This is a genomic window from Pectobacterium aroidearum (genome assembly GCF_015689195.1).
Lineage (GTDB): Bacteria > Pseudomonadota > Gammaproteobacteria > Enterobacterales > Enterobacteriaceae > Pectobacterium > Pectobacterium aroidearum.
Genome location: NZ_CP065044.1, coordinates 3845206 through 3870088, shown reverse-complemented (window position 1 = coordinate 3870088; position 24883 = coordinate 3845206). Strand labels below are relative to the sequence as shown.

Genomic DNA, 24883 nt, shown 5'->3' with positions numbered 1-24883 from the left:
GTTTACTGTTCATGCGTGATGATGTTGGGGATGGTGTCATCCTTTCGCAACGTCATTATTTCGCAGCCGTTATCGGTTACCACAATAGTATGCTCGTACTGCGCCGACAAGCTGCGATCTTTGGTTTTTACCGTCCAGCCGTCTTTCATCGTACGAATACGGAAATCACCAGCATTGAGCATCGGCTCGATGGTAAATGCCATACCCGCCTGCAGCACCACGCCGCCGTCATCCGCATCGTAGTGCAGAACCTGTGGTTCTTCGTGGAAACCCTTGCCGATACCGTGACCGCAATACTCACGCACTACGGAGAAGTTATTCCCTTCTGCAAACTGCTGGATCGCTTTGCCCAGCGTGCGCAGGCGAATACCAGGTTTAACCATTTTCAGCGCCAGATAGAGGCTTTCCTGCGTGATGCGGCAGAGGCGCTCGCCCAGAATAGTTGGTTTACCAGCGATGAACATTTTTGATGTATCACCGTGGAAGCCGTCTTTGATGACAGTGACGTCGATATTGACGATATCGCCATCTTTTAAAATACGCTCGTCGCTAGGAATTCCGTGGCATACCACTTCATTGATAGAGATGCAGACGGATTTCGGGAAGCCGTGGTAGCCCAGGCAAGCAGAAATGGCCTGCTGCTTGTTGGTGATGTGATCGTGGCAGATTCTGTCTAATTCAGCAGTACTCACGCCCGGCACCACGTGGGGTTCGATGATTTCCAGGACTTCGGCAGCCAGACGGCCAGCGACGCGCATTTTTTCGATGTCTTCAGGAGTTTTAATTGAAATTGCCATTGGTGGTTGTCCGCAGGTGCCATTTAAGACACGAGAATTAAGATGAATAACTAATAACTTATGTTACCAGTCATGCCGCTGGCTTGCCAAACTATCATTCTGATTCGTGGACTAATGAATAACAAATGTTGGTGTCGTAGGGGGATTTATGGTATAAAGCGCGCCGATGATCCGGCTGGTTATCAGTTATACGGTACCCAACCACATCGACTAAACTCACTTTGTGTAAATAACACACACATGTCGGCACGTTCGCCGGGGTGCTCCTGAGGTGTTTCACCGGATGGGGTCGGCGCAATGGGACATGTGGAGGCATAACCCCATACTTAATTAATAGAGGTAATCATGGCAACTGTTTCCATGCGCGATATGCTCAAGGCTGGCGTACACTTTGGTCACCAGACCCGTTACTGGAACCCGAAAATGAAGCCATTCATCTTCGGTGCGCGTAACAAAGTTCACATCATCAACCTTGAAAAAACTGTACCAATGTTCAACGACGCTCTGGCTGAACTGAGCAAAATTGCTTCTCGCAAAGGCAAAATTCTGTTCGTTGGTACTAAGCGCGCAGCAAGCGAAGCGGTAAAAGATGCAGCCAACAACTGCGATCAGTTCTTCGTGAACCATCGTTGGTTGGGCGGTATGCTGACTAACTGGAAAACCGTTCGTCAGTCCATCAAACGTTTGAAAGATCTGGAAACCCAATCTCAAGACGGCACGTTCGACAAGCTGACCAAAAAAGAGGCGCTGATGCGCACTCGTGAACTGGACAAGCTGGAAAACAGCCTGGGCGGTATCAAAGATATGGGCGGTCTGCCAGACGCGCTGTTCGTTATCGACGCCGATCACGAGCACATCGCAATCAAAGAAGCTAACAACCTGGGTATTCCGGTATTCGCAGTGGTTGATACCAACTCCGATCCAGATGGCGTTGACTACATCATCCCTGGTAACGATGACGCAATCCGTGCAGTTAGCCTGTACCTGAGCGCTGTTGCTACTGCTGTCCGCGAAGGCCGTTCTCAGGATCTGGCTGTGCAGGCAGAAGAAGGCTTAGTAGAAGCTGAATAATAAGTCTGGCTCGCTGAGCCCTTATTAACCAGGTAGTACTAGTTTGGTTAGGGGCCTTTTTATGGCCCCTTTTTCACTTTTAAAGCTGTTTGGTCGTGACGACCGGGCAGAACAAATCTTCCGAGGATTTTAGAATGGCTGAAATTACCGCATCCCTGGTAAAAGAGCTGCGTGAGCGTACCGCTGCGGGCATGATGGAATGTAAGAAAGCGCTGGTTGAAGCTAACGGCGACATCGAGCTGGCAATCGAAAACATGCGTAAATCCGGCGCGATCAAAGCGGCGAAGAAAGCAGGTAACGTTGCTGCTGATGGCGTAATCAAGACTAAGATCGACGGTAACTACGCTGTGATTCTGGAAGTTAACTGCCAGACCGACTTCGTTGCTAAAGATGGTGGTTTCCAGGCATTTGCTGACAAAGTGCTGGACGCTGCAGTTGCAGGCAAAATCACTGATGTTGACGTGCTGAAAGCACAGTTCGAAGAAGAGCGTGTTGCGCTGGTTGCGAAAATCGGTGAGAACATCAACATTCGTCGTGTTTCTGCTCTGGAAGGCGAAGTTCTGGGTAACTACCAGCACGGTGCGCGCATCGGTGTTCTGGTTGCTGCTAAAGGCGCTGACGAAGAGCTGGTTAAACACCTTGCTATGCACGTTGCTGCAAGCAAACCTGAATTCGTTAAGCCTGAAGACGTGTCTGCTGAAGTGGTAGATAAAGAGTACCAGGTTCAGTTGGAAATCGCGATGCAGTCTGGCAAGCCGAAAGAAATCGCAGAGAAAATGGTTGAAGGCCGTATGAAGAAATTCACCGGCGAAGTTTCTCTGACTGGTCAACCTTTCGTTATGGATCCAGCCAAATCTGTTGGTCAGCTGCTGAAAGAGCACAATGCTGACGTGACTAACTTCATCCGTTTCGAAGTGGGTGAAGGTATTGAGAAAGTTGAGACTGACTTTGCTGCTGAAGTTGCAGCGATGAGTAAGCAGTCTTAATCAGTAAAAAAAAGAGCCGCCAGTTGGCGGTTCCTTTTTATCCAGCCCCAATAGTTTTAGTTCGCTTGGCTTCCTGCATTCAGATAGGGAGTCGGGTGGAACAGTTTTGATGTTTACAACCCCCCAATACGACGACAGCCTGTAGGATAAGAACACCATGGCAACCAATGCAAAACCCGTCTATCAACGAATCCTGCTGAAGCTCAGTGGCGAAGCTTTACAGGGAACTGAAGGTTTTGGTATCGATGCGAGCATTCTGGATCGCATGGCTCAGGAAGTGAAAGAACTGGTTGAGTTAGGCATTCAGGTCGGTGTGGTTATCGGCGGTGGTAACCTGTTTCGTGGCGCGGGTCTGGCTAAAGCGGGTATGAACCGCGTTGTGGGCGACCACATGGGAATGCTGGCGACCGTCATGAATGGTCTGGCAATGCGTGATGCGTTGCACCGTGCCTATGTGAACGCTCGCCTGATGTCTGCGATTCCCCTGAATGGCGTCTGTGATAACTACAGTTGGGCGGAAGCGATCAGCCTGCTGCGTAATAATCGCGTGGTGATTTTCTCCGCCGGAACAGGTAACCCTTTCTTTACCACGGATTCTGCAGCTTGCCTGCGCGGCATCGAGATTGAAGCGGATGTCGTATTGAAAGCGACCAAGGTCGATGGCGTCTATTCTGCCGATCCGGTAAAAGATCCTTCAGCAACGTTATACGATTCACTGACCTATCAGGAAGTGTTAGAACGTGAACTGAAAGTGATGGATCTTGCTGCGTTCACGCTGGCGCGTGACCATAATTTGCCGATCCGTGTTTTCAACATGAACAAACCGGGCGCACTGCGTCGTGTTGTCATGGGTGAAAAAGAAGGGACGTTAATCAGCCAGTAACGTCAATTATGGGGTAATATATTGTCAGTATTGCTCCATACGTCAGCCGAGCGCTGGCATTAATTATTCACCGGATCGTGTCCTGACATGGTCCGCCAGGCAACCAGTTTTCAAGGGTTCACAACGTGACTAATGAAATCAGAAAAGATGCTGAAACGCGCATGGACAAATGTGTTGAAGCGTTTAAAAACCAGATCAGCAAAATCCGCACCGGCCGTGCATCGCCTAGCATTCTCGATGGCATCCAGGTTGAATACTATGGCAGCGCAACGCCACTGCGTCAGGTTGCTAACGTTGTCGTAGAAGATTCCCGCACGCTGGCGATCACGGTATTCGATCGTACGCTTGGCCCGGCGGTTGAGAAAGCGATCATGGCTTCCGATCTTGGATTGAATCCGTCTTCTGCTGGCACAGTAATCCGTGTTCCGTTGCCACCTCTGACAGAAGAACGCCGTAAAGATCTGATCAAGGTCGTCCGTGGTGAAGCAGAGCAGGGCCGTGTTTCTGTACGCAACGTGCGCCGTGATGCTAACGATAAACTGAAAGCGCTGTTGAAAGATAAAGCGATCAGCGAAGATGAAGAACGTCGCGCACAGGACGACGTGCAGAAACTGACTGACAACTTCATCAAGAAAGTAGATACAGCACTGGCAGAAAAAGAAGCGGAGCTGATGGAGTTCTAATCAGCCTGTTAGATATTGCGTCGCAGGAAACGTGTGGGCTTGCCCCTTTTTCCGGCGGCGCTTTATTTTTTGTACAAGGAATGGGTGAAGGCCAGCCCCTCTGGGTAGTAAACAATTTTTTGCTATGTATAGGTCTGCGGCTGTCGTGACTGTGATCGATAGCAGAGATATATCATGGTAATCGTCTCAGACTCGTGTACCTTCCTGTCATCAAATCCGGTTATTCAGAGCATTTTTAATGAAGCAACTGACAATTCTTGGTTCCACTGGCTCTATCGGCGTCAGTTCTCTGGCAGTCATTAAAGCCAATCCCGATAAGTTTGCTGTACGTGCGTTATCTGCCGGGTACAACGTCAAGCTGATGCTGGAGCAGTGCCTCACTTTCCAACCTGCCTACGCATCAATGGCCGATGAAGTTTCTGCAACAGCTCTGCGCCAACAGTTGGCGGAATACGGTTGCAAAACAGAGGTTTTGGCGGGGGAACAAGCGGCGTGTGACCTTGCTGCATTGGATGGTGTCGATCAAGTCATGGCCGCGATTGTGGGGGCGGCAGGATTATTGCCGACGCTGGCGGCAATCCATGCCGGAAAACAGGTCTTGTTGGCGAATAAAGAATCACTGGTTACCTGTGGACGTCTCTTTATGGACGCCGTAGCGCAAAGTGGCGCACAGCTTTTACCGATTGATAGCGAACATAATGCGATTTTTCAGAGTTTACCTGAGCAAATTCAGCGTCAATTAGGCTACGCTTCATTGTCGCAGCATGGTGTCGAACGGATTATTTTGACTGGGTCTGGCGGACCGTTTCGTGAGACAGCGGTGTCGGCGTTGGCGGACATGACGCCGGATCAGGCATGTGCGCATCCAAACTGGTCAATGGGACGCAAAATTTCGGTTGATTCTGCCACGATGATGAACAAAGGGTTGGAATATATCGAAGCTCGCTGGCTGTTTAACGCTTCTGCCGAGCAGATGGAAGTCATTATTCATCCGCAGTCAGTGATTCACTCGATGGTGCGTTACCGTGATGGCAGCGTTCTGGCACAGCTAGGATCGCCCGATATGCGTACGCCGATTGCTCATGCGATGGCTTATCCCGAGCGTGTGACATCTGGCGCAAAAGCGTTAGATTTTTGCCAGATTGGTGCGTTGACATTTTTGGCACCGGACTATGCGCGCTATCCTTGTTTGCAGTTGGCAATTGATGCCTGTAATCAGGGCCAGTCGGCCACGACGGCATTGAATGCCGCGAATGAAATTGCGGTAGCCGCATTTTTGCAGTCGCAGATTCGCTTTACGGATATTGCGGCGGTAAATCGACATGTTATTGAACAACTTACATTACCAGAGCCCGACAGTGTTGATGATGTTCTTTACATCGATCGCTGGGCCAGACAGGCCGCAACACAGATCCTGACACACTACGCGCGATAGCCGGATAGACCATGGCACAATTTGTTCATGTGCGGTGGAGGTGGTATAGTCTGCGCCACTCAATGGTTGATTATGCGAACGATTGTTTAATCGACTAATGAAGCTAAGCCGTGATCGTTCACGGCTTTTTTTGCGCTAACGGGGTCTGATGTTACGGAAGGACTGTTGTATTTCTTGCTTGAGGAAATAAGTACGCGTTATGCCGTCCGATAATCAAAAAAATACTAACGATCTGCCACCCGCCGGGCCGCGGCATGTTGCCATTATCATGGATGGCAATGGTCGCTGGGCGAAAAGCCGGGGGAAAATGCGGATTTTTGGCCATCAGGCTGGTGTAAAGGCTGTTCGACGTTCAGTCAGTTTTGCAGTAAGCCAAGGGCTGGACGCACTAACGCTTTACGCATTTAGTAGTGAAAACTGGAACCGCCCTGCGCAGGAAGTATCCGCACTCATGGAGCTGTTTGTTCGGGCGCTGGATAGCGAAGTAAAAAGCCTGCACAAGCACAATGTTCGCTTGCGGGTGATCGGAGATATCGGTCGCTTCAGCCCGCGTTTACAAGAACGCATTCGCCGTTCAGAGGCGCTGACAGAAAAGAATCAGGGGCTCACACTGAATATTGCCGCGAATTATGGCGGCCGTTGGGATATTATTCAGGGAGTACGGCAACTTGCGGAGCAGGTCCAGGAAGGCATTCTGCGCCCTGATAGCATTAATGAAGCGTCATTATGTCAGTACATCTGTCTGAATGATCTGGCTCCGGTTGATTTGGTGATCAGAACCGGTGGAGAACACCGCATCAGTAATTTTCTTCTGTGGCAAATTGCTTATGCTGAACTTTACTTTACTGATGTCCTCTGGCCTGATTTCGATGAACAAGTCTTTGAAGGTGCGCTGAATGCTTTTGCACAACGCGAGCGCCGCTTCGGGGGAACAACACCTATCGATGCTGATGCATCCTAGGGGGAACTTTTGCTGAAGTATCGCCTGATTACTGCTTTTATTTTAATCCCGATTGTTATTGCGGCTCTTTTCTTGCTGCCTCCTCTGGGATTCACGCTTGTTACGCTGGCCGTTTGTATGCTGGCTGCATGGGAATGGGGTCAACTGGCGGGGTTTGCCTCTTATGGTCAACGCCTGTGGCTCGCGATTCTGTGTGGTTTCTTGCTGGCGCTGATGCTGTTATCACTTCCGGCCTACCATTATTCCGTTCATATTCCGCAGATCAGTATCGCACTCTGGTCATCGCTGGCGTGGTGGGGTGTGGCGCTTCTGTTGGTTCTGTTCTATCCGGCTTCCGCCTCATTCTGGCGCCATTCGCGCGCATTGCGGCTGGTGTTCGGCATCATGACGATCGTGCCGTTTTTCTGGGGCATGGTCGCGCTTCGTCATTATAATTACGCGATTAATCCGTTCTCGGGTGCCTGGTGGCTGCTCTACGTCATGCTGCTGGTGTGGGGGGCGGACAGCGGTGCTTACATGTTCGGTAAACTGTTTGGTAAGCGTAAACTCGCGCCAAAAGTCTCGCCGGGCAAAACCTGGGAAGGCTTTCTTGGCGGCCTGGCGACCTCAGCGCTCATTTCTGTGCTGTTTAGCCTTTACGCGCCATTAACGGTGGCACCATCGACGCTGCTGATATGTTCTATCGCTGCTGCGTTGGCCTCGGTACTGGGTGATTTGACGGAAAGCATGTTCAAACGCGAGGCGGGCATCAAAGACAGTAGCCATTTGATTCCGGGGCACGGTGGTGTGCTCGATCGTATCGACAGCCTGACTGCTGCGGTTCCTGTGTTCTCTTGCCTGATGCTGCTGCTGTTTAAAGTGGCTTAGAATAAAGCGGTAGAGCTATTTATGCTGAGTTTTCTCTGGAATCTTGCCGCGTTTATCATCGCACTGGGTGTGCTGGTCACCGTCCATGAGTTTGGGCATTTCTGGGTGGCTCGCCGCTGTGGTGTGAAGGTAGAACGCTTCTCCGTTGGCTTCGGTCGCGCAATATGGCGTCGTCGCGATCGTACCGGTACCGAATTCGTGATTGCGCTGATTCCACTTGGTGGCTACGTCAAGATGTTGGATGAGCGTGTCGACACGGTTGCGCCAGAATTCCGTCACCAATCATTTAACAGTAAAACGGTCTGGCAGCGTGCGGCGATCGTCAGCGCCGGTCCGATTGCCAATTTCCTGTTTGCCATTGTGGCGTATTGGCTGGTGTTTATTCTCGGCGTGCCAGGCGTGCGCCCGGTAGTGGGTGAAATACTGCCCAACTCCATCGCGGCGCAAGCGGAAATGTCGGCGGGAATGGAACTAAAGTCAGTAGATGGTATCGAAACGCCTGATTGGGATACTGCGCGTCTGGCGCTGATCGGTAAAATCGGCGATAGCGAGGTTGTAATCGGAAGCGCACCGTTAGGTTCTGACCGTGTCGTTCAAAAAACGCTGGATTTACGCGATTGGCAGTTCGAGCCTGATAAGCAAGATCCGGCCGCCTCGCTCGGGATTATTCCGCGCGGTCCGCAAATCGAGCCAGTACTGCACCAGGTACAGGCAGGGTCGGCGGCGGAAAAAGCAGGTTTGCAAGTCGGAGATAGGATCGTTAAAGTCGACGGGCAGGTACTAGCGCAATGGCGGGATTTCGTCATCGCCGTGCGTGATAACCCCGGACAATCTATTGCTCTGGAGGTGGAACGAAACGGTGCAGCAGTACCGTTGACGTTAACGCCGGACAGCAAATCTGTGGGGAGTGGCAGAGTTGAAGGGCTGGCGGGCGTTATGCCAAGTGTGACGCCACTGCCTGAAGAATACAGAACTGTGCGCCAGTATGGGCCGTTTAGCGCAATCTACCAGGCAACAGATAAAACCTGGCAACTGATGAAATTGACCGTCAGTATGTTAGGGAAACTGGTTATGGGTGATGTTAAGCTAAACAACCTGAGTGGTCCCATTTCGATTGCTCAGGGCGCAGGAATGTCAGCAGATTATGGATTGATTTATTACCTGATGTTTTTGGCCTTAATCAGCGTCAATTTGGGGATCATCAATCTGTTCCCTCTGCCGGTATTGGATGGTGGACACCTGCTCTTTCTTGCGGTTGAAAAGCTGAAGGGCAGGCCGGTTTCTGAGCGTGTGCAGGACGTTAGCTATCGCATTGGTACAGTGTTGCTGATGTTGTTAATGGGACTCGCACTTTTCAATGATTTCTCTCGTCTCTAGGCGCGGGATTAGGTTAGGAAAAACGCATAACAACGATGGCGATCAAAAAGTTGCTCATAGCGTCGCTGCTGTTCAGCAGCGCAACCGTATACGGTGCAGACGGGTTCGTAGTGAAGGACATTCATTTCGAGGGCCTGCAAAGGGTTGCCGTCGGAGCGGCACTACTCAGTATGCCAGTCCGCGTTGGTGATACCATCGGCGACGATGATATCGGTAACACCATCCGTGCCTTGTTTGCGACCGGAAATTTTGAAGATGTTCGCGTCCTGCGCGATGGCGGCACGCTGATTGTGCAGGTGAAAGAACGTCCGACAATCGCCAGCGTCACGTTTTCCGGCAATAAGTCCGTCAAAGACGACATGCTGAAAGAAAACCTGGAGGCCTCTGGCGTGCGCGTCGGTGAAGCGTTAGACCGCACCGCGCTCACTAGCATCGAAAAAGGACTGGAAGATTTCTACTATAGCGTGGGTAAATATAGTGCGTCGGTTAAAGCCGTTGTCACGCCACTCCCGCGTAACCGTGTAGACCTGAAACTGGTCTTCACGGAAGGCGTTTCCGCCAAGATCCAACAGATTAATATTGTCGGTAACAAAGCATTCAGTTCCGACGAATTGATCTCCCGCTTCCAACTGCGTGACGAAGTGCCGTGGTGGAATGTGGTCGGTGACCGTAAATACCAGAAACAAAAACTGTCTGGCGATCTGGAAACCCTGCGGAGTTTCTATCTGGATCGCGGCTATGCGCGTTTCAACATCGATTCCACGCAGGTGAGTCTGACGCCAGATAAGAAAGGTATCTATATCACTATCAATATGACGGAAGGCGAGCAGTACAAGCTGTCCGGCGTAGCGGTGAAAGGCAATCTGGCTGGTCACTCTGCGGAAATCGAAGGATTGACGAAGATCGAGCCAGGTGAACTCTACAACGGGACGAAAGTGACCCGGATGGAAGAGGACATCAAGAAGCTGCTGGGTCGTTATGGCTATGCCTATCCGCGCGTGGTAACACAGCCGGAAATTAATGACGCAGACAAGACGGTGAAATTAAACATCAACGTTGATGCGGGTAACCGCTTCTATGTGCGTCATATCCGTTTTGACGGTAATGACACTTCGAAAGATTCTGTTCTGCGCCGTGAAATGCGCCAGATGGAAGGTGCCTGGTTAGGTAACGATCTGGTTGAACAGGGCAAAGAGCGTCTAAACCGACTGGGATACTTTGAAAGCGTTGATGTAGAAACGCAGCGCGTTCCCGGTGTGGCCGATCAGGTTGATGTAACGTATAAAGTCAAAGAGCGTAATACGGGTACCTTCAACTTTGGTGTCGGTTTCGGTACGGAAAGCGGTGTGAGCTTCCAGGCGGGGGTTCAGCAGGATAACTGGCTGGGAACGGGTAACTCCGTTGGTATCAGTGGAACTAAAAACGACTATCAGACCTATGTCGAGCTGTCGCTGACCGACCCGTACTTTACCGTCGATGGTGTTAGCCTCGGTGGCCGCATTTTCTATAACAAATTTGAAGCGTACGATGCCGATTTGTCTGACTATACCAACGTGAGTTACGGTGTTGGCAGCACGCTGAGCTTCCCGATTAACGAGAATAACTCACTGCGTGTCGGTCTGGATTATGTACATAACGATCTGTCGGATATGCTACCGCAGGTGGCGATGTGGCGTTACCTGGATTCCGTGGGGGTCAATCCCTCTGTAGTTGGCGAAAATGTCAAATCCAGCGAAGATGTCAAAGCGAACGATTTCTTCCTGAATACGGGATGGTCGTATAACAATCTTGATCGCGGCTACTTCCCGACGAAAGGAACGCGTGCGTCTGCAAATGCTAAAGTCACCGTTCCGGGCTCGGATAACGAATACTACAAACTGACGTTTGATTCGGCGAGCTACTACCCGCTGACAGACAGCGGAAAATGGGTCATGATGGGGCGTACGCGTGCAGGGTTTGCTGATGGTATCGGGAGTAAAGAAGTGCCGTTCTACGACAACTTCTACGCCGGTGGCTCCAGCACGGTGCGTGGTTTCCAGTCCAACACGATCGGTCCTAAGGCGGCGTATTACAAATGTAATGGCAGCGAATCTTCTTATGCTAACTGCCCAATCGATTCGACTAATCTGGATGACGCAGTGGGGGGGAATGCGATGGTGGTGTTGAGTGCGGAGCTGATCGTGCCGACGCCGTTTATCAGCGATAAATACGCGAGTTCCGTCCGTACTTCCTTCTTTGTTGATGGTGGTACAGTGTGGGATACCCACTGGGAAAATACCCCTGCAACGATTGCCGCAGGCGTACCGGATTACAGCAAGGCGAGCAACTTCCGTGTTTCCAGCGGTATTGCATTGCAATGGATGTCTCCGCTTGGGCCATTGGTCTTCTCCTATGCCCAGCCGGTTAAAAAGTACGATGGAGACAAGTCGGAACAATTCCAGTTTAACATTGGCAAAACCTGGTAGTGTGACGTCAATAGGTCGTATGCAGGGAATGTCGCCTCGTTGTTCGTAAATATGAACGGTTGAACATAAGCCGTTCATACTACGACGCGATGCTCATAATTAAAGTGTTAAGACACAAATAGGTTAGGTTGAGGAGTTTATAGTGAAAAAGTGGTTATGTGCCGCAGGCCTCGGTTTAGCATTGGCTGCTTCAGCCAGCGTTCAGGCTGCTGACAAAATTGCCGTTGTTAACGTCTCCAGCATTTTCCAACAACTGCCGCAGCGTGAAACCGTTGGCAAACAGCTGGAAAACGAGTTCAAAGGCCGTGCTTCTGAACTGCAATCTATGGAAAACGATTTACAGACCAAGATGCAGAAGTTGCAGCGTGATGGTTCTACCATGAAAGCGAGCGATCGCAGCAAAATGGAGAAGGACGTCATGGCGCAGCGCGAGCAGTTCTCTACTAAAGCGCAGGCTTTTGATCAGGACAACCGCCGTCGTCAGATGGAAGAGCGCAACAAAATCCTGAGCCGTATTCAGGATGCAGTAAAAGCTGTTGCAACCAAAGAAGGCTATGATGTTGTGATTGATGCTAACGCGGTTGCGTATGTCGCCAATGCGAAAGACATTACTGCTGATGTGCTGAAACAGGTTAAATAATACATGTATTCAATTCGACTGGACGCGTTAGCTCAACAGTTGGATGCACAATTACACGGTGATGGCGATATCGTCATCACCGGTGTTGCTTCTATGCATTCAGCAACAACTGGGCAAATTACGTTTCTTTCCGACAGTCGTTACCGTGAGCAACTGGCTGGGACGCAAGCCTCAGTTGTTGTGCTGACGGAAGCGGATTTACCTTACTGTCAGGTTGCTGCGCTGGTAGTGAAGAATCCCTATCTTACCTATGCGCGTATGGCACAGCTGCTGGATACCACGCCACAACCGGCAACCGATATTGCGCCGAGCGCGGTTATTGCGCCAGACGCAACGCTGGGGCAGCAGGTATCCGTTGGTGCAAATGCCGTCATCGAATCTGGCGCACAGTTGGGTGATGGTGTTGTCATTGGTCCCGGCTGCTTCATCGGCAAAGATGCCCGCATTGGTGCCGGTACTCGTTTGTGGGCAAATGTAACGATTTATCACCGCGTTGAGCTGGGTGATCATTGCCTGATCCAGTCAGGAACGGTTATCGGTTCAGACGGTTTTGGTTATGCCAACGATCGCGGTAACTGGGTAAAAATCCCGCAGTTAGGCACGGTTAGAATTGGCGATCGGGTTGAGATCGGCGCAAGCACGACCATCGATCGTGGCGCGTTGGATGATACGGTCATTGGCAATGGTGTTATCATTGATAACCAATGTCAGATTGCGCACAACGTCGTGATTGGCGACAATACCGCGGTAGCGGGTGGCGTCATTATGGCGGGGAGCTTGAAAATTGGTCGTTATTGCATGATCGGCGGTGCCAGCGTAATCAACGGGCACATGGAGATTTGCGATAAAGTGACGGTAACGGGAATGGGGATGGTCATGCGACCAATCACAGAACCTGGGGTATACTCTTCGGGCATTCCTTTGCAACCCAATAAAGTATGGCGTAAAACCGCAGCGCTGGTGATGAATATTGATGAGATAAGCAAACGGTTGAAAGCCGTTGAACGAAAAGTCGATAACGTTTAATCACTCGCGTTTTTATTTGCGGCCTGCCTGAAGACACCTAATTTAGGGTCTGCGCAGGCCGTGTTGTTGATGGCATCAGTTTTTATGGACAGGAAGAGTATTTTGACTACTGACACTCATACTCTGCATATTGAAGAGATTTTAGAACTATTACCGCACCGTTTCCCATTTTTACTGGTTGATCGGGTACTGGATTTTGAAGAAGGGAAGTTTCTGCGGGCGGTGAAAAACGTCTCTTTCAACGAACCCTTCTTCCAGGGCCATTTCCCGGGCAAACCGATTTTTCCCGGCGTGCTGATTCTGGAAGCGATGGCTCAGGCCACCGGTATTCTGGCGTTTAAAAGCGTGGGAAAACTGGAGCCGGGTGAGCTGTACTATTTCGCCGCTGTGGACGAAGCGCGCTTTAAGCGCCCTGTACAGCCAGGCGATCAAATGATCCTTGAAGTTGAATTCATCAAAGAGCGTCGCGGCGTTGCACGCTTTAAAGGTGTTGCCAAAGTTGATGGCGAAGTGGCCTGTGAAGCGTCAATGATGTGTGCTCGCCGTCGGGAGTCCTGATAACGTGATTGATCAAACCGCCTTTATTCACCCAAGTTCGATTGTTGAAGACGGTGCCATCATTGGCGCTGGCGTTCATATTGGCCCGTTCTGCTATATCGGTTCTCAGGTTGAGATCGGTGCAGGTACGGTGCTGAAATCACATGTCGTCGTCAATGGCGTCACTAAAATTGGTCGCGATAACGAAATCTATCAGTTCACGTCAATTGGTGAAGTGAACCAGGATCTCAAATATGCCGGGGAACCGACCCGCGTTGAGATTGGCGATCGTAACCGTATCCGTGAAAGCGTCACGATTCACCGTGGCACGACACAGGGCGGTGGGTTGACTAAAGTCGGTAGCGATAACCTGTTGATGATCAACACGCATATCGCGCACGACTGCGTAGTGGGCAATCGCTGTATTCTGGCGAATAACGCAACGCTGGGCGGCCATGTTTCCGTCGATGATTTTGCGATTATCGGTGGGATGACGGCGGTACACCAGTTCTGCATCATTGGTGCTCACGTCATGGTGGGCGGATGTTCCGGTGTGGCGCAAGATGTGCCGCCATATGTTATTGCGCAGGGTAACCATGCCACGCCGTTTGGCCTGAACATTGAAGGTCTGAAGCGTCGTGGATTCGAGAAAGATACTCTGCACGCGATCCGTAACGCGTACAAACTGCTCTACCGCAGCGGTAAAACGCTGGACGAAGTGAAGCCGGAAATTGAAGCTCTGGCGGCGGAACACCCGGCTGTGCAGGCGTTTACCGATTTCTTTGCCCGTTCTACTCGCGGCATCATTCGTTAATCCATGTCATCACGTCCTTTGACTATTGGGCTGGTCGCCGGGGAAACTTCCGGCGACATCCTTGGCGCGGGCCTGATCCGAGCGCTAAAAGAAAAGGTGCCCGATGCGCGGTTTGTCGGCGTTGCTGGACCGCGTATGCAGGCTGAAGGCTGTGAAGCCTGGTACGAGATGGAAGAGCTGGCCGTCATGGGCATTGTTGAAGTGCTGGGTCGGCTTCCTCGCCTGCTGAAAATTCGGCGGGATTTGACCCAACGTTTCAGCGAGCTTCAGCCCGATGTCTTCGTGGGGATTGATGCACCTGATTTCAACATCACGCTGGAGGGGAACCTCAAGCAGCGCGGCATCAATACCATTCACTACGTCAGCCCGTCCGTGTGGGCATGGCGTCAAAAACGCGTTTTCAAAATAGGTAAAGCGACCAATCTGGTGCTGGCCTTTTTGCCTTTTGAAAAAGCGTTTTACGATCGTTTCAATGTGTCTTGTCGCTTTATCGGCCACACGATGGCCGATGCAATGCCGCTGCATCCCGATAAGCAGGCCGCGCGTGCGACGTTGGGCATTGCGCCAGAGGCACATTGTCTGGCGCTGCTGCCGGGTAGCCGCAACGCAGAAGTAGAAATGCTTAGTGCCGATTTCCTCAAGACCGCTGTACTGCTGCGCGAACATTTTCCCGATCTGGAAATTGTCGTTCCGCTGGTGAACAGCAAGCGGCGTGAACAGTTTGAGCAGATCAAAAGCAGTGTGGCCCCCGATTTGCGCGTGCATCTGCTGGATGGACAGGCGCGGGAAGCTATGATTGCCAGTGATGCGGCGCTATTGGCATCCGGTACGGCGGCGCTGGAGTGTATGCTGGCAAAATGCCCGATGGTGGTGGGTTACCGCATGAAACCCTTTACCTTCTGGCTGGCACAGCGTCTGGTCAAAACACAGTGGGTGTCGCTGCCGAATTTGCTGGCTGGGCGTGAACTGGTGACGGAATTGCTTCAGACCGACTGTACACCTGACAAGCTGGCCGCTGCGCTATTGCCGCTGTTTGCAGATTCGGATAAAACGGCTGCGCTGCGTACGACATTTGTGGATTTGCATCAGCAGATTCGCTGTAACGCTGATGAGCAAGCGGCTCAGGCGGTACTGGAATTAGTCAAGCCGCGTTAATAAAACCCTATTCGTAAGACCATGTTAATAAAGCCATGAGTGAAATATTTATCTATCCGCAGGCGACCTGTATCGCTGGCGTTGATGAAGTGGGGCGCGGTCCTCTGGTTGGTGCTGTCGTGACGGCGGCGGTGATTCTTGATCCGACTAGGCCAATTGTCGGGCTGGCAGATTCTAAACAGCTGAGTGAAAAACGCCGGCTAGCACTCTATGATGAAATCAAAGAGAAGGCGCTGGCGTGGAGCCTTGGCCGGGCTGAGCCGGAAGAGATTGATCAACTGAATATCCTGCATGCTACCATGTTGGCAATGCAGCGAGCGGTGGCCGGATTGGCTGTTGTACCCGATTTTGTTCTGATTGATGGTAACCGTTGCCCGGCATTGCCGATGCCTTCTCAGGCGGTTGTTAAAGGGGATAGTCGCGTGGCAGAAATCAGCGCGGCCTCGATTATGGCGAAAGTGACTCGCGATCGTGAGATGGTCGAGTTGGATGAACGCTTCCCCGCTTATGGTTTTGCCCAACACAAAGGCTACCCAACGGCTTTCCATCTGGAGAAACTGGCCGCGCTGGGTGCCACTGAGTTTCACCGTCGGAGCTTCGCGCCAGTCAAACGAGCATTAGGGCTGGCGTAAAACATCATCATTAACTCTCGGTGTGGCGTGCGCACGTAGTCGTGCCTGCCATGCTGACTAATCGATAAATTCTGGGATCTGGAGATGGCCGAACCACGTTTTGTTCACCTGCGTGTTCACAGTGACTATTCCATGATCGATGGGCTGGCTAAAGTCGGTCCGCTGGTAAAAAAGGCGGCGGCACTTGGCATGCCAGCGCTGGCGATTACCGATTTCACCAACCTGTGTGGGCTGGTTAAGTTCTATGGTGGCGCGCATGGCGCGGGCATCAAGCCTATTATCGGCGCAGACTTCTGTGTCGAAAGCGACGAATTAGGGGATGAACTCGCGCATCTCACTATCTTGGCCATGAATAATGAAGGCTACCAGAATCTCACGCTGCTGATTTCTCAGGCTTACCAGCGGGGTTATGGTGCTGCCGGGCCGACAATTGACCGGAATTGGCTGATTGAGCATCGTGAAGGACTGATTTTACTGTCTGGTGGTCGCCGGGGTGATGTTGGTCGATTCTTGCTGCGCGGCAACCAGACACAGGCAGAGCAGTGTCTGGCGTTTTATCAGGAGCACTTCCCCCAGCGTTACTATCTGGAACTTATCCGCACGTCACGCCCCGACGAAGAAAGCTATTTGCACGCTGCCGTCGAGTTGGCAACGAAGCACGGGCTGCCCGTGGTGGCGACCAATGAAGTGTGTTTTATCAGCACTGATGATTTTGACGCTCACGAAATCCGCGTTGCTATCCACGATGGCTACACGCTTGACGACCCTAAACGTCCACGTAATTACAGCCCGCAGCAGTACATGCGTTCCGAAGAGGAAATGTGCGAGCTCTTTGCTGATATCCCCGAAGCGCTGGCGAACAGCGTAGAAATTGCCAAGCGTTGTAACGTAACGATTCGTCTGGGTGAATATTTCCTGCCGCAGTTCCCGACGGGTGACATGACCACGGAAGACTTTCTGGTTGAGTGCTCGAAAAAGGGGCTGGAAGAGCGCCTCGAATTCCTGTTCCCTGACCCGGAAGTGCGCGCTGCGCGGCGACCAGAGTACGATGAGCGTCTGGATATTGAACTGGGCGTGATTAACCAGATGGGGTTCCCCGGTTACTTCCTCATCGTAATGGAATTTATTCAATGGTCGAAGGATAACGACGTGCCTGTTGGGCCGGGGCGTGGTTCCGGTGCTGGCTCGCTGGTGGCCTATGCGCTGAAAATCACCGATCTGGATCCGCTGGAATTCGACCTGCTGTTCGAACGTTTCCTCAACCCTGAACGTGTTTCCATGCCTGACTTCGACGTCGATTTCTGTATGGAAAAACGCGATAAAGTGATCGATCACGTTGCGGAAATGTACGGTCGCGATGCGGTATCACAGATTATTACCTTCGGTACGATGGCGGCGAAAGCGGTTATTCGTGACGTAGGGCGCGTGCTTGGGCACCCATATGGGTTTGTCGATCGTATTTCAAAACTGGTGCCGCCCGATCCGGGTATGACGCTGGAAAAAGCCTTTGCTGCTGAGCCGCAGCTGCCGGAAATTTATGAGGCCGATGAGGAAGTTAAGGCCCTCATTGATATGGCGCGCAAGCTCGAAGGGGTAACGCGTAACGCCGGTAAACATGCGGGTGGGGTGGTGATTTCCCCCACCAAGATTACCGATTTCGCGCCGTTGTACTGCGATGCAGAAGGGAACCACCCGGTTACCCAGTTTGATAAGAACGACGTGGAATATGCCGGACTGGTGAAGTTCGACTTCCTCGGCCTGCGTACGCTGACCATCATCGACTGGGCGCTGGAGATGATTAACGCCCGTCGCGCGAAGCAAGGTCAGGAGCCGATTGATATCGCGGCCATTCCGCTCGACGATAAGAAAAGTTTCGACATGCTGCAACGCTCGGAAACCACGGCGGTATTCCAGCTTGAATCGCGCGGCATGAAAGACCTGATCAAACGCCTGAAGCCTGACTGCTTTGAAGATATGATCGCTCTGGTGGCGCTGTTCCGCCCCGGCCCGCTGCAATCCGGCATGGTGGATAACTTCATCGACCGTAAGCATGGCCGTGAAGCGATCTCCTATCCTGATATCGAATGGCAGCACGAGTCACTCAAGCCTGTGTTGGAGCCGACCTACGGCATTATCCTGTATCAGGAACAGGTTATGCAGATCGCCCAGGTACTGGCGGGTTATACGCTGGGCGGTGCGGACATGCTGCGTCGTGCGATGGGGAAAAAGAACCCGGTCGAAATGGCAAAGCAGCGTGGTGGCTTTGAAGATGGTGCCAAAGCTCGCGGCGTGAACGGCGAACTGGCCGTTAAAATTTTCGACCTGGTGGAAAAATTCGCCGGTTACGGCTTTAATAAATCGCACTCTGCGGCTTATGCGCTGGTGTCTTACCAGACGCTGTGGCTGAAGGCACACTATCCGGCTGAATTCATGGCGGCGGTAATGACGGCCGATATGGACAACACGGATAAAGTGGTCGGGCTGGTTGATGAATGTTGGCGGATGGGGTTAAAAATCTTGCCTCCGGACATCAACAGCGGTCTGTATCACTTCCACGTGAACGACGATGGCGAGATTGTTTACGGCATCGGCGCGATTAAAGGCGTGGGTGAAGGCCCGATTGAGGCGATTATCGAGGCGCGTAATCAGGGCGGTTATTTTAGAGAACTGTTTGACCTCTGTGCGCGTACCGACATTAAAAAGTTGAACCGCCGCGTGCTGGAAAAACTGATCATGTCCGGGGCCTTTGACCGCCTGGGGCCGCACCGTGCCGCGCTGATGAATTCATTAGCTGATGCGTTGAAGGCCGCCGATCAGCATGCGAAAGCGGAAGCCATTGGTCAGGTGGATATGTTTGGCGTGTTGGCCGAGGCGCCCGAGCAGGTTGAACAATCCTACAGCACCGTGCCACCGTGGCCGGAGCAGGTCGTATTGGATGGTGAGCGGGAAACGCTGGGGCTGTACCTGACCGGCCACCCGATCACGCAATATATTAAGGAAATCGAACGCTATGCCGGTGGCGTGCGTTTGAAAGATATGCACCCGACGGATCGGGGTAAAATGACCACTGCCGTTGGGCTGGTGTTGGCGGCTCGCGTCATGGTAACCAAGCGGGGTAACCGTATTGGTGTCTGTACCTTGGACGATCGTTCCGGTCGGCTTGAGATAATGCTGTTTACCGATGCATTGGAAAAATATCAGCATTTACTTGAGAAAGACCGTATCCTTATCGCCAGTGGACAGGTCAGCTTTGATGACTTCAGCGGCGGGCTTAAAATGACCGTCCGAGAGTTAATGGATATCAGTGAAGCGCGGGAAAAATACGCGCGCGGGCTTGCTATCTCGCTGACTGACAGGCAAATTGATGACCAGCTATTAAACCGTCTCCGCCAATCGTTGGAACCCCATCGATCGGGGACGATCCCAGTGCATCTCTATTACCAGCGTGAAGATGCGCGCGCCCGACTACGTTTCGGCGCAGCATGGCGTGTAACGCCTGCCGATGCGCTACTGAACGAGCTGCGCACATTAGTGGGTAATGAGCAGGTGGAACTGGAATTTGACTAATATAGGAATACTATGAGTCTGAATTTTCTTGATTTTGAGCAGCCGATTGCAGAGTTGGAAGCGAAAATTGACTCGCTGACCGCAGTCAGCCGTCAAGACGAAAAATTGGATATTAATCTGGACGAAGAAGTCCAGCGCCTGCGTGAGAAGAGCGTTGAATTGACGCGTAAAATCTTCGCTGATTTAGGCGCTTGGCAGGTTGCGCAGTTAGCGCGCCATCCACAACGTCCTTATACGCTTGATTATATTAAGCACATCTTTACTGACTTTGATGAATTGGCTGGCGATCGCGCCTATGCCGATGACAAAGCCATTGTCGGTGGGATTGCCCGTTTGGATGGGCGTCCGGTGATGATCATTGGTCATCAGAAAGGACGTGAAACCAAAGAAAAAATTCGTCGTAACTTCGGCATGCCAGCACCGGAAGGCTATCGCAAAGCGTTGCGCCTGATGGAAATGGCCGAACGCTTCAAGATGCCGATCATTACCTTTATCGATACGCCGGGCGCCTATCCGGGCGTTGGCGCGGAAGAACGCGGTCAGTCTGAAGCGATTGCACGCAACCTGCGTGAAATGTCGACGCTGCGAGTGCCAATCATCTGTACCGTTATCGGTGAAGGTGGTTCCGGCGGTGCGTTGGCTATCGGCGTGGGCGACAAGGTCAACATGTTGCAGTACAGCACCTACTCGGTTATTTCACCGGAAGGCTGTGCATCTATCCTGTGGAAGAGTGCGGATAAAGCGCCGCTGGCAGCGGAAGCGATGGGTATCATTGCGCCGCGTCTGAAAGAGCTGAAGCTGATCGACACCGTGATTCCTGAACCGCTGGGTTCGGCGCACCGTAACGTCCCGGCAATGGCCGAGTCGCTGAAAGCGCAACTGCTGGCCGATTTGCTCGACCTCGACGGTCTGACGGAAGAAGAACTGCTAAACCGCCGTTATCAGCGTTTGATGAACTATGGTTACTGCTGATAGCGTGATTGTCTGATTGATTGCAGTATTATAAATCAGGCGATTCTGGCGTTACTCTGAAAATCCGTTGTCAGAAATGACAGCGGATTTTTTGCTATGAGGGGGTGAAGCATGCTGAAGTTGCTTGATGTCCATCACATTGCGGTTATTGCCTCTGACTATGAACGTAGCAAGGCGTTTTATTGTGATGTGCTGGGGTTTACGTTGAACCATGAGGTTTACCGTGATGCGCGACAGTCGTGGAAAGGGGATCTCTCTCTAAATGGGCGTTATACCATCGAGCTATTTTCTTTCCCCCATTCACCTGCACGCGTGAGTCGGCCAGAAGCCTGTGGCCTGCGCCATCTGGCTTTTGCCGTGGCTGACGTTGAACAGGCCGTCGCCTCGTTGGAGCAATCTGGCGTTATTTGCGAACCCGTACGGATCGATCCTGAAACGCAGCAGCGCTTTACGTTTTTCTCCGATCCTGACGGCTTGCCCTTAGAACTGTATGAGATCTGATGTTGTGAACTGCACTGAACCTGACGATGGATTGCTCCAGACGATCGTGGCACAAACGGCGGGATGCGGGTCGTTCCTGCTGGCCTACAGCGGTGGTTTGGACTCCAGCGTGTTGCTGCATCTGCTGGTGGCTGTACGTCGGCGTTCTGGGCTGGCTATTCGCGCGGCTTACATCCATCACGGCTTAAACCCGCTGGCAGATAGCTGGGCTGAACATTGTCGTCAGCAGTGTGAACGCTGGGGGGTGTCGTTTGCCTCGCTGCCAGTGGTGGTTGAGGCGCAGAACGGCGGTATTGAAGCGGCTGCCAGAACAGCGCGTTATCAGGCACTGCAAGCGCATCTGCAAGAGGGAGAAACCTTGCTGACGGCGCAGCATCTTGATGACCAGAGCGAAACGTTTTTGCTGGCGCTTAAACGCGGAAGCGGGCCTGCCGGATTGTCTGCGATGGCGGCACAAAGTACGCTGGGGCAGCATCGTCTCATTCGTCCGCTGCTGGGGTTTTCTCGTTTGCAGTTGGAAGCGTATGCGCAGCGGCATCAGCTTCACTGGATTGAAGATGACAGCAATCAGGATGAGCGTTTCGACCGCAATTTTCTACGCCGCCAGATTTTACCGCGTTTGACGCAGCGCTGGCCGCATTTCTCCTCCGCAGTAGCGCGTAGCGCTGAGCTGTGTGCCGAACAGGAACAATTACTCGATGAGTTGCTGGAGGAATCATTACAGACGTTATGTCAGCCGGATGGGGCGCTGAGCATTGACGGTCTGGTGCCGCTAAGCCCGGTGCGTCGTTTTGCGCTGCTGCGTCGTTGGCTGGCGCAGCAAGGGGCGACGATGCCCTCGCGTGAACAGCTGCAACGACTCTGGGATGAGGTCGCGATGAGCCGTCAGGATGCGGAACCGATATTGCAGTTACATCAGCTGCAAATCCGCCGTTTTCGTCAGCATCTCTACCTGTTGCCGCTGATGACCTCGCTACAGGACTGCATTCTGCCGTGGCAGCCGACGTCATGCTCGCTATCGCTCCCCGACAATCTCGGCACGCTGCGGTTGGCCGATAACGGGATGGCAGTTCGTGCGCCAGAAAACGGTGAGGCGGTGAGCATCCGCTTTTCGACCCAGGGAACCGTGCATATTGTCGGCAGAGCCCACGGGCGGCACATCAAGAAACTGTGGCAGGAACTGGGCGTTCCGCCCTGGTGGCGCGACCACACACCACTGGTGTTTTACAACGAGCAACTGATTGCGGCCGTGGGACGGTTCGTCACGCGTGAAGGGCAGGTGAGAGAACATCAGCCCGTATGGCACGTTGTTTGGGAAAGATAAGGCTTGGGAAAAATAAGGCTTGGGAAAAAGCTAAAGCGGTCTGGATAAAAGCTGACGCGGACACGTGCTGAAATAAAAACGGACAACCTGCGTTGTCCGTTTTGGAAGCGTTTGTTCAGCGTTTGCCGCTGAATGAAAGGAGAGGTCTGTCAGGATTCGCTGACGACGACCTTCCCGATTTCAGGATGACTAAAACTGACGATGTGGTCGAGGCGCAGTTCGCGCGTTGCACCGGAGGCTTCGATCACCAGATATTCGACCTGCTTACGGGAGATCATGTCACTGGCTTTACCGGTCACAACTTCACCATTGCGTAGTTCCAGCGTCAGCGTCAGATTCTGCTGACAAGTGGCTTCCAGGCTGTCGTAATCATCACAGTTGATGGGTTGATATTCATTACTCATTGACATAATCACTCACCAATAAGTTAGCGGCGGCAAAAGCAGCCTGTTCCCTGACGGAGGATGGCAGCGCATCATTCGCGGCAATGCCATCCAGGGTTTTCAAAACACAACCCAGCGAATCGGGTATATAGCCCAGATCGCCACTGGCGATCTCTGCGTATAAGCGACGTACTAATTCACAGTATTCTTGCACTATATCCTCCCTTGAAAGCTTAGCTCGGTAGATATTCATGCATCATCACCTGTTGCGGTGCGCGATGTTGTAAGCCTACGAAGATAAACTCTATTTATCAAACCGACTATAGCATAGGCACTAACAGGATATCAGTAGTCCTTAGAGGCCTAATCTATCAGTTACGTGGCAGATATCACCTTTACTGTGAGGATGGCGCTAACTCAAGTAAACTAAAGGGAATAACGACGAGGTTACTGATGGCACTAAAAGCAACGGTTTACAAAGCAGCAATCAATATTGCCGATATGGATCGGAATTTTTTTCACGACGCGAACCTGACGATAGCGCAGCATCCGTCTGAAACGGAGCAGCGCATGATGCTGCGGCTTTTAGCGTGGATTTGCCATGCTGATGAAAACCTACGCTTTACCAAAGGGCTCAGTGCCGATGACGAGCCAGAAATCTGGCGACGCAACGATACGATGGAACTGGAATTGTGGATTGAGCTAGGCTTGCCGGATGAAAAGCGGCTGAAGAAAGCCTGCAACCAGTCCCGCGCCGTAGTGCTATACGCTTACAGCGAGCGCGCGGCACAGGTCTGGTGGAGTGCGATATCGAGTAAGGTTTCCGGGTACAAGAATCTGGCCATTCGCTTTTTGGATGATAATCAACTGGCTCAGCTTGCCGGACTGGCCGCGCGCACGATGGCATTGCAGGCAACGATACAGGAAGGAACGATCTGGTTGTCTGACGATAAGAATAGTCTGGAAATAGCATTTTCTGAGTGGAAAATTCCTCAGACTCAGGGATGATAACAGACCGGACACGTTCCAGGACATTGAGTAAGAACGATAAAAACAGGGCAGAGACGGCAGGAAAATAATGATGAAAAAACTGGCTATCGGTGTGCTGTTGATTGCAGGGATTTCTGGGTTGATCGGGTGCCATACCCGTTCACAAGTTCAGGAAGAGCCCCTTAAACCAATGGCGCAAAGTTATCGTGGCGTTTTACCCTGTGCGGACTGCGGGGGGATTGATACGTCACTGTTTTTGGAAAAAGATGGCACGTTTGTTCTGCGCGAGCAGTACCAAACAACGCGAGAGGGTAACAACACGTTTGCCTCCTATGGGCAGTGGCGCCGTACTGCGGATAAGCTGGTGTTGACGGATAGCGCGGGTGAAAAACGTTACTTCCGCCCAGTCGACAACTCACTTGAAATGCTGGATCAGCAAGGTTTGCCCATCAACTCATCCCTTCCTCGTCAACTGACGGCAACCGAGCAGCCTTTGCCAAACACGCCGATGGTAATGAAGGGAATGTACCGTTATATGGCGGACGTCGCGACCTTCTCTGATTGTGCGACAGGAAAGACCTTTGTGATGGATGATAGCGCGGAGTTGGAGAGACAATATTTTCGCGTGAGAGATAAAGCCGCTGAACCGGTATTACTTGTTCTTACTGCGCACTTTGCCGTGATTCCGTCGATGGAAGAAGGGCAGATGGTGAAGGCTGTGGTCCCTAACGGCAGCGATAAAGCACGTATGAGAGCACGAGCAAACTGCGATACACAAATAGATTAACGCTGCGTTAAAAAGAAAAGGCACTGATTC

At 52.0% G+C, this 24883-nt stretch carries 24 protein-coding genes; 21 read left to right on the top strand and 3 right to left on the bottom strand.

Features of this window, described 5'->3' with window-relative positions; all coding sequences use genetic code 11:
- Positions 1-2: 2 nt before the first annotated feature.
- Complete coding sequence (map, locus tag I2D83_RS17260) at positions 3-797, bottom strand: type I methionyl aminopeptidase (protein ID WP_012773629.1); 795 nt, start codon at positions 795-797, stop codon at positions 3-5.
- Between the two features lie 345 nt (positions 798-1142).
- Between map and rpsB the strand changes: the two genes are divergently transcribed.
- From rpsB to tilS, 19 genes are all read left to right on the top strand, one after another.
- Positions 1143-1868 (top strand): 30S ribosomal protein S2, encoded by a 726-nt coding sequence (gene rpsB, locus I2D83_RS17255; RefSeq protein WP_010284816.1) that lies wholly within the window; start codon positions 1143-1145, stop codon positions 1866-1868.
- A gap of 134 nt (positions 1869-2002) precedes the next feature.
- Positions 2003-2854: a translation elongation factor Ts gene (gene tsf / locus I2D83_RS17250; RefSeq protein WP_012773630.1), complete on the top strand. Its 852-nt coding sequence runs from the start codon at positions 2003-2005 to the stop codon at positions 2852-2854.
- A 157-nt stretch (positions 2855-3011) separates the two neighbouring features.
- The gene (gene pyrH, locus I2D83_RS17245) at positions 3012-3737 is read left to right on the top strand and encodes a UMP kinase (protein WP_012773631.1); all 726 of its coding nucleotides are present in this window, start codon (positions 3012-3014) and stop codon (positions 3735-3737) included.
- Between the two features lie 125 nt (positions 3738-3862).
- Positions 3863-4420, top strand: a complete 558-nt coding sequence (gene frr, locus I2D83_RS17240; RefSeq protein WP_012773632.1) for a ribosome recycling factor — start codon at positions 3863-3865, stop codon at positions 4418-4420.
- A 238-nt stretch (positions 4421-4658) separates the two neighbouring features.
- Positions 4659-5855: a 1-deoxy-D-xylulose-5-phosphate reductoisomerase gene (gene ispC, locus I2D83_RS17235; RefSeq protein ID WP_180778213.1), complete on the top strand. Its 1197-nt coding sequence runs from the start codon at positions 4659-4661 to the stop codon at positions 5853-5855.
- A 199-nt stretch (positions 5856-6054) separates the two neighbouring features.
- The gene (ispU, locus tag I2D83_RS17230) at positions 6055-6816 is read left to right on the top strand and encodes a (2E,6E)-farnesyl-diphosphate-specific ditrans,polycis-undecaprenyl-diphosphate synthase (protein ID WP_180778214.1); all 762 of its coding nucleotides are present in this window, start codon (positions 6055-6057) and stop codon (positions 6814-6816) included.
- Positions 6817-6825: 9 nt separating this feature from the next.
- Positions 6826-7683, top strand: a complete 858-nt coding sequence (cdsA, locus tag I2D83_RS17225; protein WP_012773635.1) for a phosphatidate cytidylyltransferase — start codon at positions 6826-6828, stop codon at positions 7681-7683.
- 21 nt (positions 7684-7704) lie between these two features.
- Entirely contained in the window at positions 7705-9060 is a 1356-nt protein-coding gene (gene rseP / locus I2D83_RS17220; RefSeq protein WP_012773636.1) for a sigma E protease regulator RseP, read from the top strand.
- A gap of 35 nt (positions 9061-9095) precedes the next feature.
- On the top strand, positions 9096-11525 hold the full coding sequence (bamA, locus tag I2D83_RS17215) for an outer membrane protein assembly factor BamA (protein ID WP_205946978.1): 2430 nt from the start codon (positions 9096-9098) through the stop codon (positions 11523-11525).
- A gap of 142 nt (positions 11526-11667) precedes the next feature.
- Complete coding sequence (skp, locus tag I2D83_RS17210) at positions 11668-12165, top strand: molecular chaperone Skp (RefSeq protein ID WP_012773638.1); 498 nt, start codon at positions 11668-11670, stop codon at positions 12163-12165.
- 3 nt (positions 12166-12168) lie between these two features.
- Positions 12169-13191 carry a UDP-3-O-(3-hydroxymyristoyl)glucosamine N-acyltransferase gene (lpxD, locus tag I2D83_RS17205; RefSeq protein WP_194429716.1) on the top strand — a complete coding sequence of 341 codons (1023 nt, stop codon included), beginning with the start codon at positions 12169-12171 and terminating at the stop codon, positions 13189-13191.
- Between the two features lie 102 nt (positions 13192-13293).
- Positions 13294-13749, top strand: a complete 456-nt coding sequence (gene fabZ / locus I2D83_RS17200; RefSeq protein ID WP_010284842.1) for a 3-hydroxyacyl-ACP dehydratase FabZ — start codon at positions 13294-13296, stop codon at positions 13747-13749.
- Positions 13750-13753: 4 nt separating this feature from the next.
- The gene (gene lpxA, locus I2D83_RS17195; protein ID WP_012773641.1) at positions 13754-14542 is read left to right on the top strand and encodes an acyl-ACP--UDP-N-acetylglucosamine O-acyltransferase; all 789 of its coding nucleotides are present in this window, start codon (positions 13754-13756) and stop codon (positions 14540-14542) included.
- A gap of 3 nt (positions 14543-14545) precedes the next feature.
- Positions 14546-15697: a lipid-A-disaccharide synthase gene (gene lpxB, locus I2D83_RS17190; RefSeq protein WP_194429717.1), complete on the top strand. Its 1152-nt coding sequence runs from the start codon at positions 14546-14548 to the stop codon at positions 15695-15697.
- Between the two features lie 35 nt (positions 15698-15732).
- A complete protein-coding gene (rnhB, locus tag I2D83_RS17185) occupies positions 15733-16329 on the top strand; it encodes a ribonuclease HII (protein ID WP_012773643.1) in 597 nt (198 codons plus the stop codon).
- 84 nt (positions 16330-16413) lie between these two features.
- The gene (gene dnaE / locus I2D83_RS17180; RefSeq protein ID WP_181829857.1) at positions 16414-19896 is read left to right on the top strand and encodes a DNA polymerase III subunit alpha; all 3483 of its coding nucleotides are present in this window, start codon (positions 16414-16416) and stop codon (positions 19894-19896) included.
- 12 nt (positions 19897-19908) lie between these two features.
- Positions 19909-20868 (top strand): acetyl-CoA carboxylase carboxyl transferase subunit alpha, encoded by a 960-nt coding sequence (gene accA, locus I2D83_RS17175; RefSeq protein WP_012773645.1) that lies wholly within the window; start codon positions 19909-19911, stop codon positions 20866-20868.
- 111 nt (positions 20869-20979) lie between these two features.
- Entirely contained in the window at positions 20980-21369 is a 390-nt protein-coding gene (locus I2D83_RS17170; RefSeq protein WP_012773646.1) for a VOC family protein, read from the top strand.
- Positions 21359-22693: a tRNA lysidine(34) synthetase TilS gene (tilS, locus tag I2D83_RS17165; RefSeq protein ID WP_205946977.1), complete on the top strand. Its 1335-nt coding sequence runs from the start codon at positions 21359-21361 to the stop codon at positions 22691-22693. The genes I2D83_RS17170 and tilS overlap by 11 nt, the downstream gene beginning before the upstream one ends.
- Positions 22694-22842: 149 nt before the next feature.
- On the opposite strand, the gene rof is transcribed toward tilS, so the two are convergent.
- A complete protein-coding gene (gene rof, locus I2D83_RS17160) occupies positions 22843-23103 on the bottom strand; it encodes a Rho-binding antiterminator (RefSeq protein WP_012773648.1) in 261 nt (86 codons plus the stop codon).
- Positions 23090-23290 carry a YaeP family protein gene (locus tag I2D83_RS17155; protein ID WP_010285748.1) on the bottom strand — a complete coding sequence of 67 codons (201 nt, stop codon included), beginning with the start codon at positions 23288-23290 and terminating at the stop codon, positions 23090-23092. Before I2D83_RS17155 ends, rof begins: the two co-directional genes overlap by 14 nt.
- 239 nt (positions 23291-23529) lie before the next feature.
- Here I2D83_RS17155 and I2D83_RS17150 point away from each other — a divergent pair, with 239 nt between their 5' ends.
- Together I2D83_RS17150 and nlpE are read left to right on the top strand one after the other, a co-directional pair.
- Entirely contained in the window at positions 23530-24084 is a 555-nt protein-coding gene (locus tag I2D83_RS17150) for a YaeQ family protein (protein ID WP_182099276.1), read from the top strand.
- 73 nt (positions 24085-24157) lie between these two features.
- The gene (gene nlpE, locus I2D83_RS17145) at positions 24158-24853 is read left to right on the top strand and encodes an envelope stress response activation lipoprotein NlpE (RefSeq protein ID WP_043881723.1); all 696 of its coding nucleotides are present in this window, start codon (positions 24158-24160) and stop codon (positions 24851-24853) included.
- The last annotated feature ends 30 nt before the right edge of the window (positions 24854-24883 follow it).

What these genes read in the sequence shown, in the direction of transcription:
- map (WP_012773629.1), bottom strand. Translation starts at nt 797, where the DNA reads ATGGCAATTTCAATTAAAACTCCTGAAGACATCGAAAAAATGCGCGTC.
- rpsB (WP_010284816.1), top strand. Translation starts at nt 1,143, where the DNA reads ATGGCAACTGTTTCCATGCGCGATATGCTCAAGGCTGGCGTACACTTT.
- tsf (WP_012773630.1), top strand. Translation starts at nt 2,003, where the DNA reads ATGGCTGAAATTACCGCATCCCTGGTAAAAGAGCTGCGTGAGCGTACC.
- pyrH (WP_012773631.1), top strand. Translation starts at nt 3,012, where the DNA reads ATGGCAACCAATGCAAAACCCGTCTATCAACGAATCCTGCTGAAGCTC.
- ispC (WP_180778213.1), top strand. Translation starts at nt 4,659, where the DNA reads ATGAAGCAACTGACAATTCTTGGTTCCACTGGCTCTATCGGCGTCAGT.
- ispU (WP_180778214.1), top strand. Translation starts at nt 6,055, where the DNA reads ATGCCGTCCGATAATCAAAAAAATACTAACGATCTGCCACCCGCCGGG.
- rseP (WP_012773636.1), top strand. Translation starts at nt 7,705, where the DNA reads ATGCTGAGTTTTCTCTGGAATCTTGCCGCGTTTATCATCGCACTGGGT.
- bamA (WP_205946978.1), top strand. Translation starts at nt 9,096, where the DNA reads ATGGCGATCAAAAAGTTGCTCATAGCGTCGCTGCTGTTCAGCAGCGCA.
- lpxD (WP_194429716.1), top strand. Translation starts at nt 12,169, where the DNA reads ATGTATTCAATTCGACTGGACGCGTTAGCTCAACAGTTGGATGCACAA.
- lpxB (WP_194429717.1), top strand. Translation starts at nt 14,546, where the DNA reads ATGTCATCACGTCCTTTGACTATTGGGCTGGTCGCCGGGGAAACTTCC.
- rnhB (WP_012773643.1), top strand. Translation starts at nt 15,733, where the DNA reads ATGAGTGAAATATTTATCTATCCGCAGGCGACCTGTATCGCTGGCGTT.
- dnaE (WP_181829857.1), top strand. Translation starts at nt 16,414, where the DNA reads ATGGCCGAACCACGTTTTGTTCACCTGCGTGTTCACAGTGACTATTCC.
- accA (WP_012773645.1), top strand. Translation starts at nt 19,909, where the DNA reads ATGAGTCTGAATTTTCTTGATTTTGAGCAGCCGATTGCAGAGTTGGAA.
- I2D83_RS17170 (WP_012773646.1), top strand. Translation starts at nt 20,980, where the DNA reads ATGCTGAAGTTGCTTGATGTCCATCACATTGCGGTTATTGCCTCTGAC.
- tilS (WP_205946977.1), top strand. Translation starts at nt 21,359, where the DNA reads ATGAGATCTGATGTTGTGAACTGCACTGAACCTGACGATGGATTGCTC.
- rof (WP_012773648.1), bottom strand. Translation starts at nt 23,103, where the DNA reads ATGTCAATGAGTAATGAATATCAACCCATCAACTGTGATGATTACGAC.
- I2D83_RS17150 (WP_182099276.1), top strand. Translation starts at nt 23,530, where the DNA reads ATGGCACTAAAAGCAACGGTTTACAAAGCAGCAATCAATATTGCCGAT.
- nlpE (WP_043881723.1), top strand. Translation starts at nt 24,158, where the DNA reads ATGAAAAAACTGGCTATCGGTGTGCTGTTGATTGCAGGGATTTCTGGG.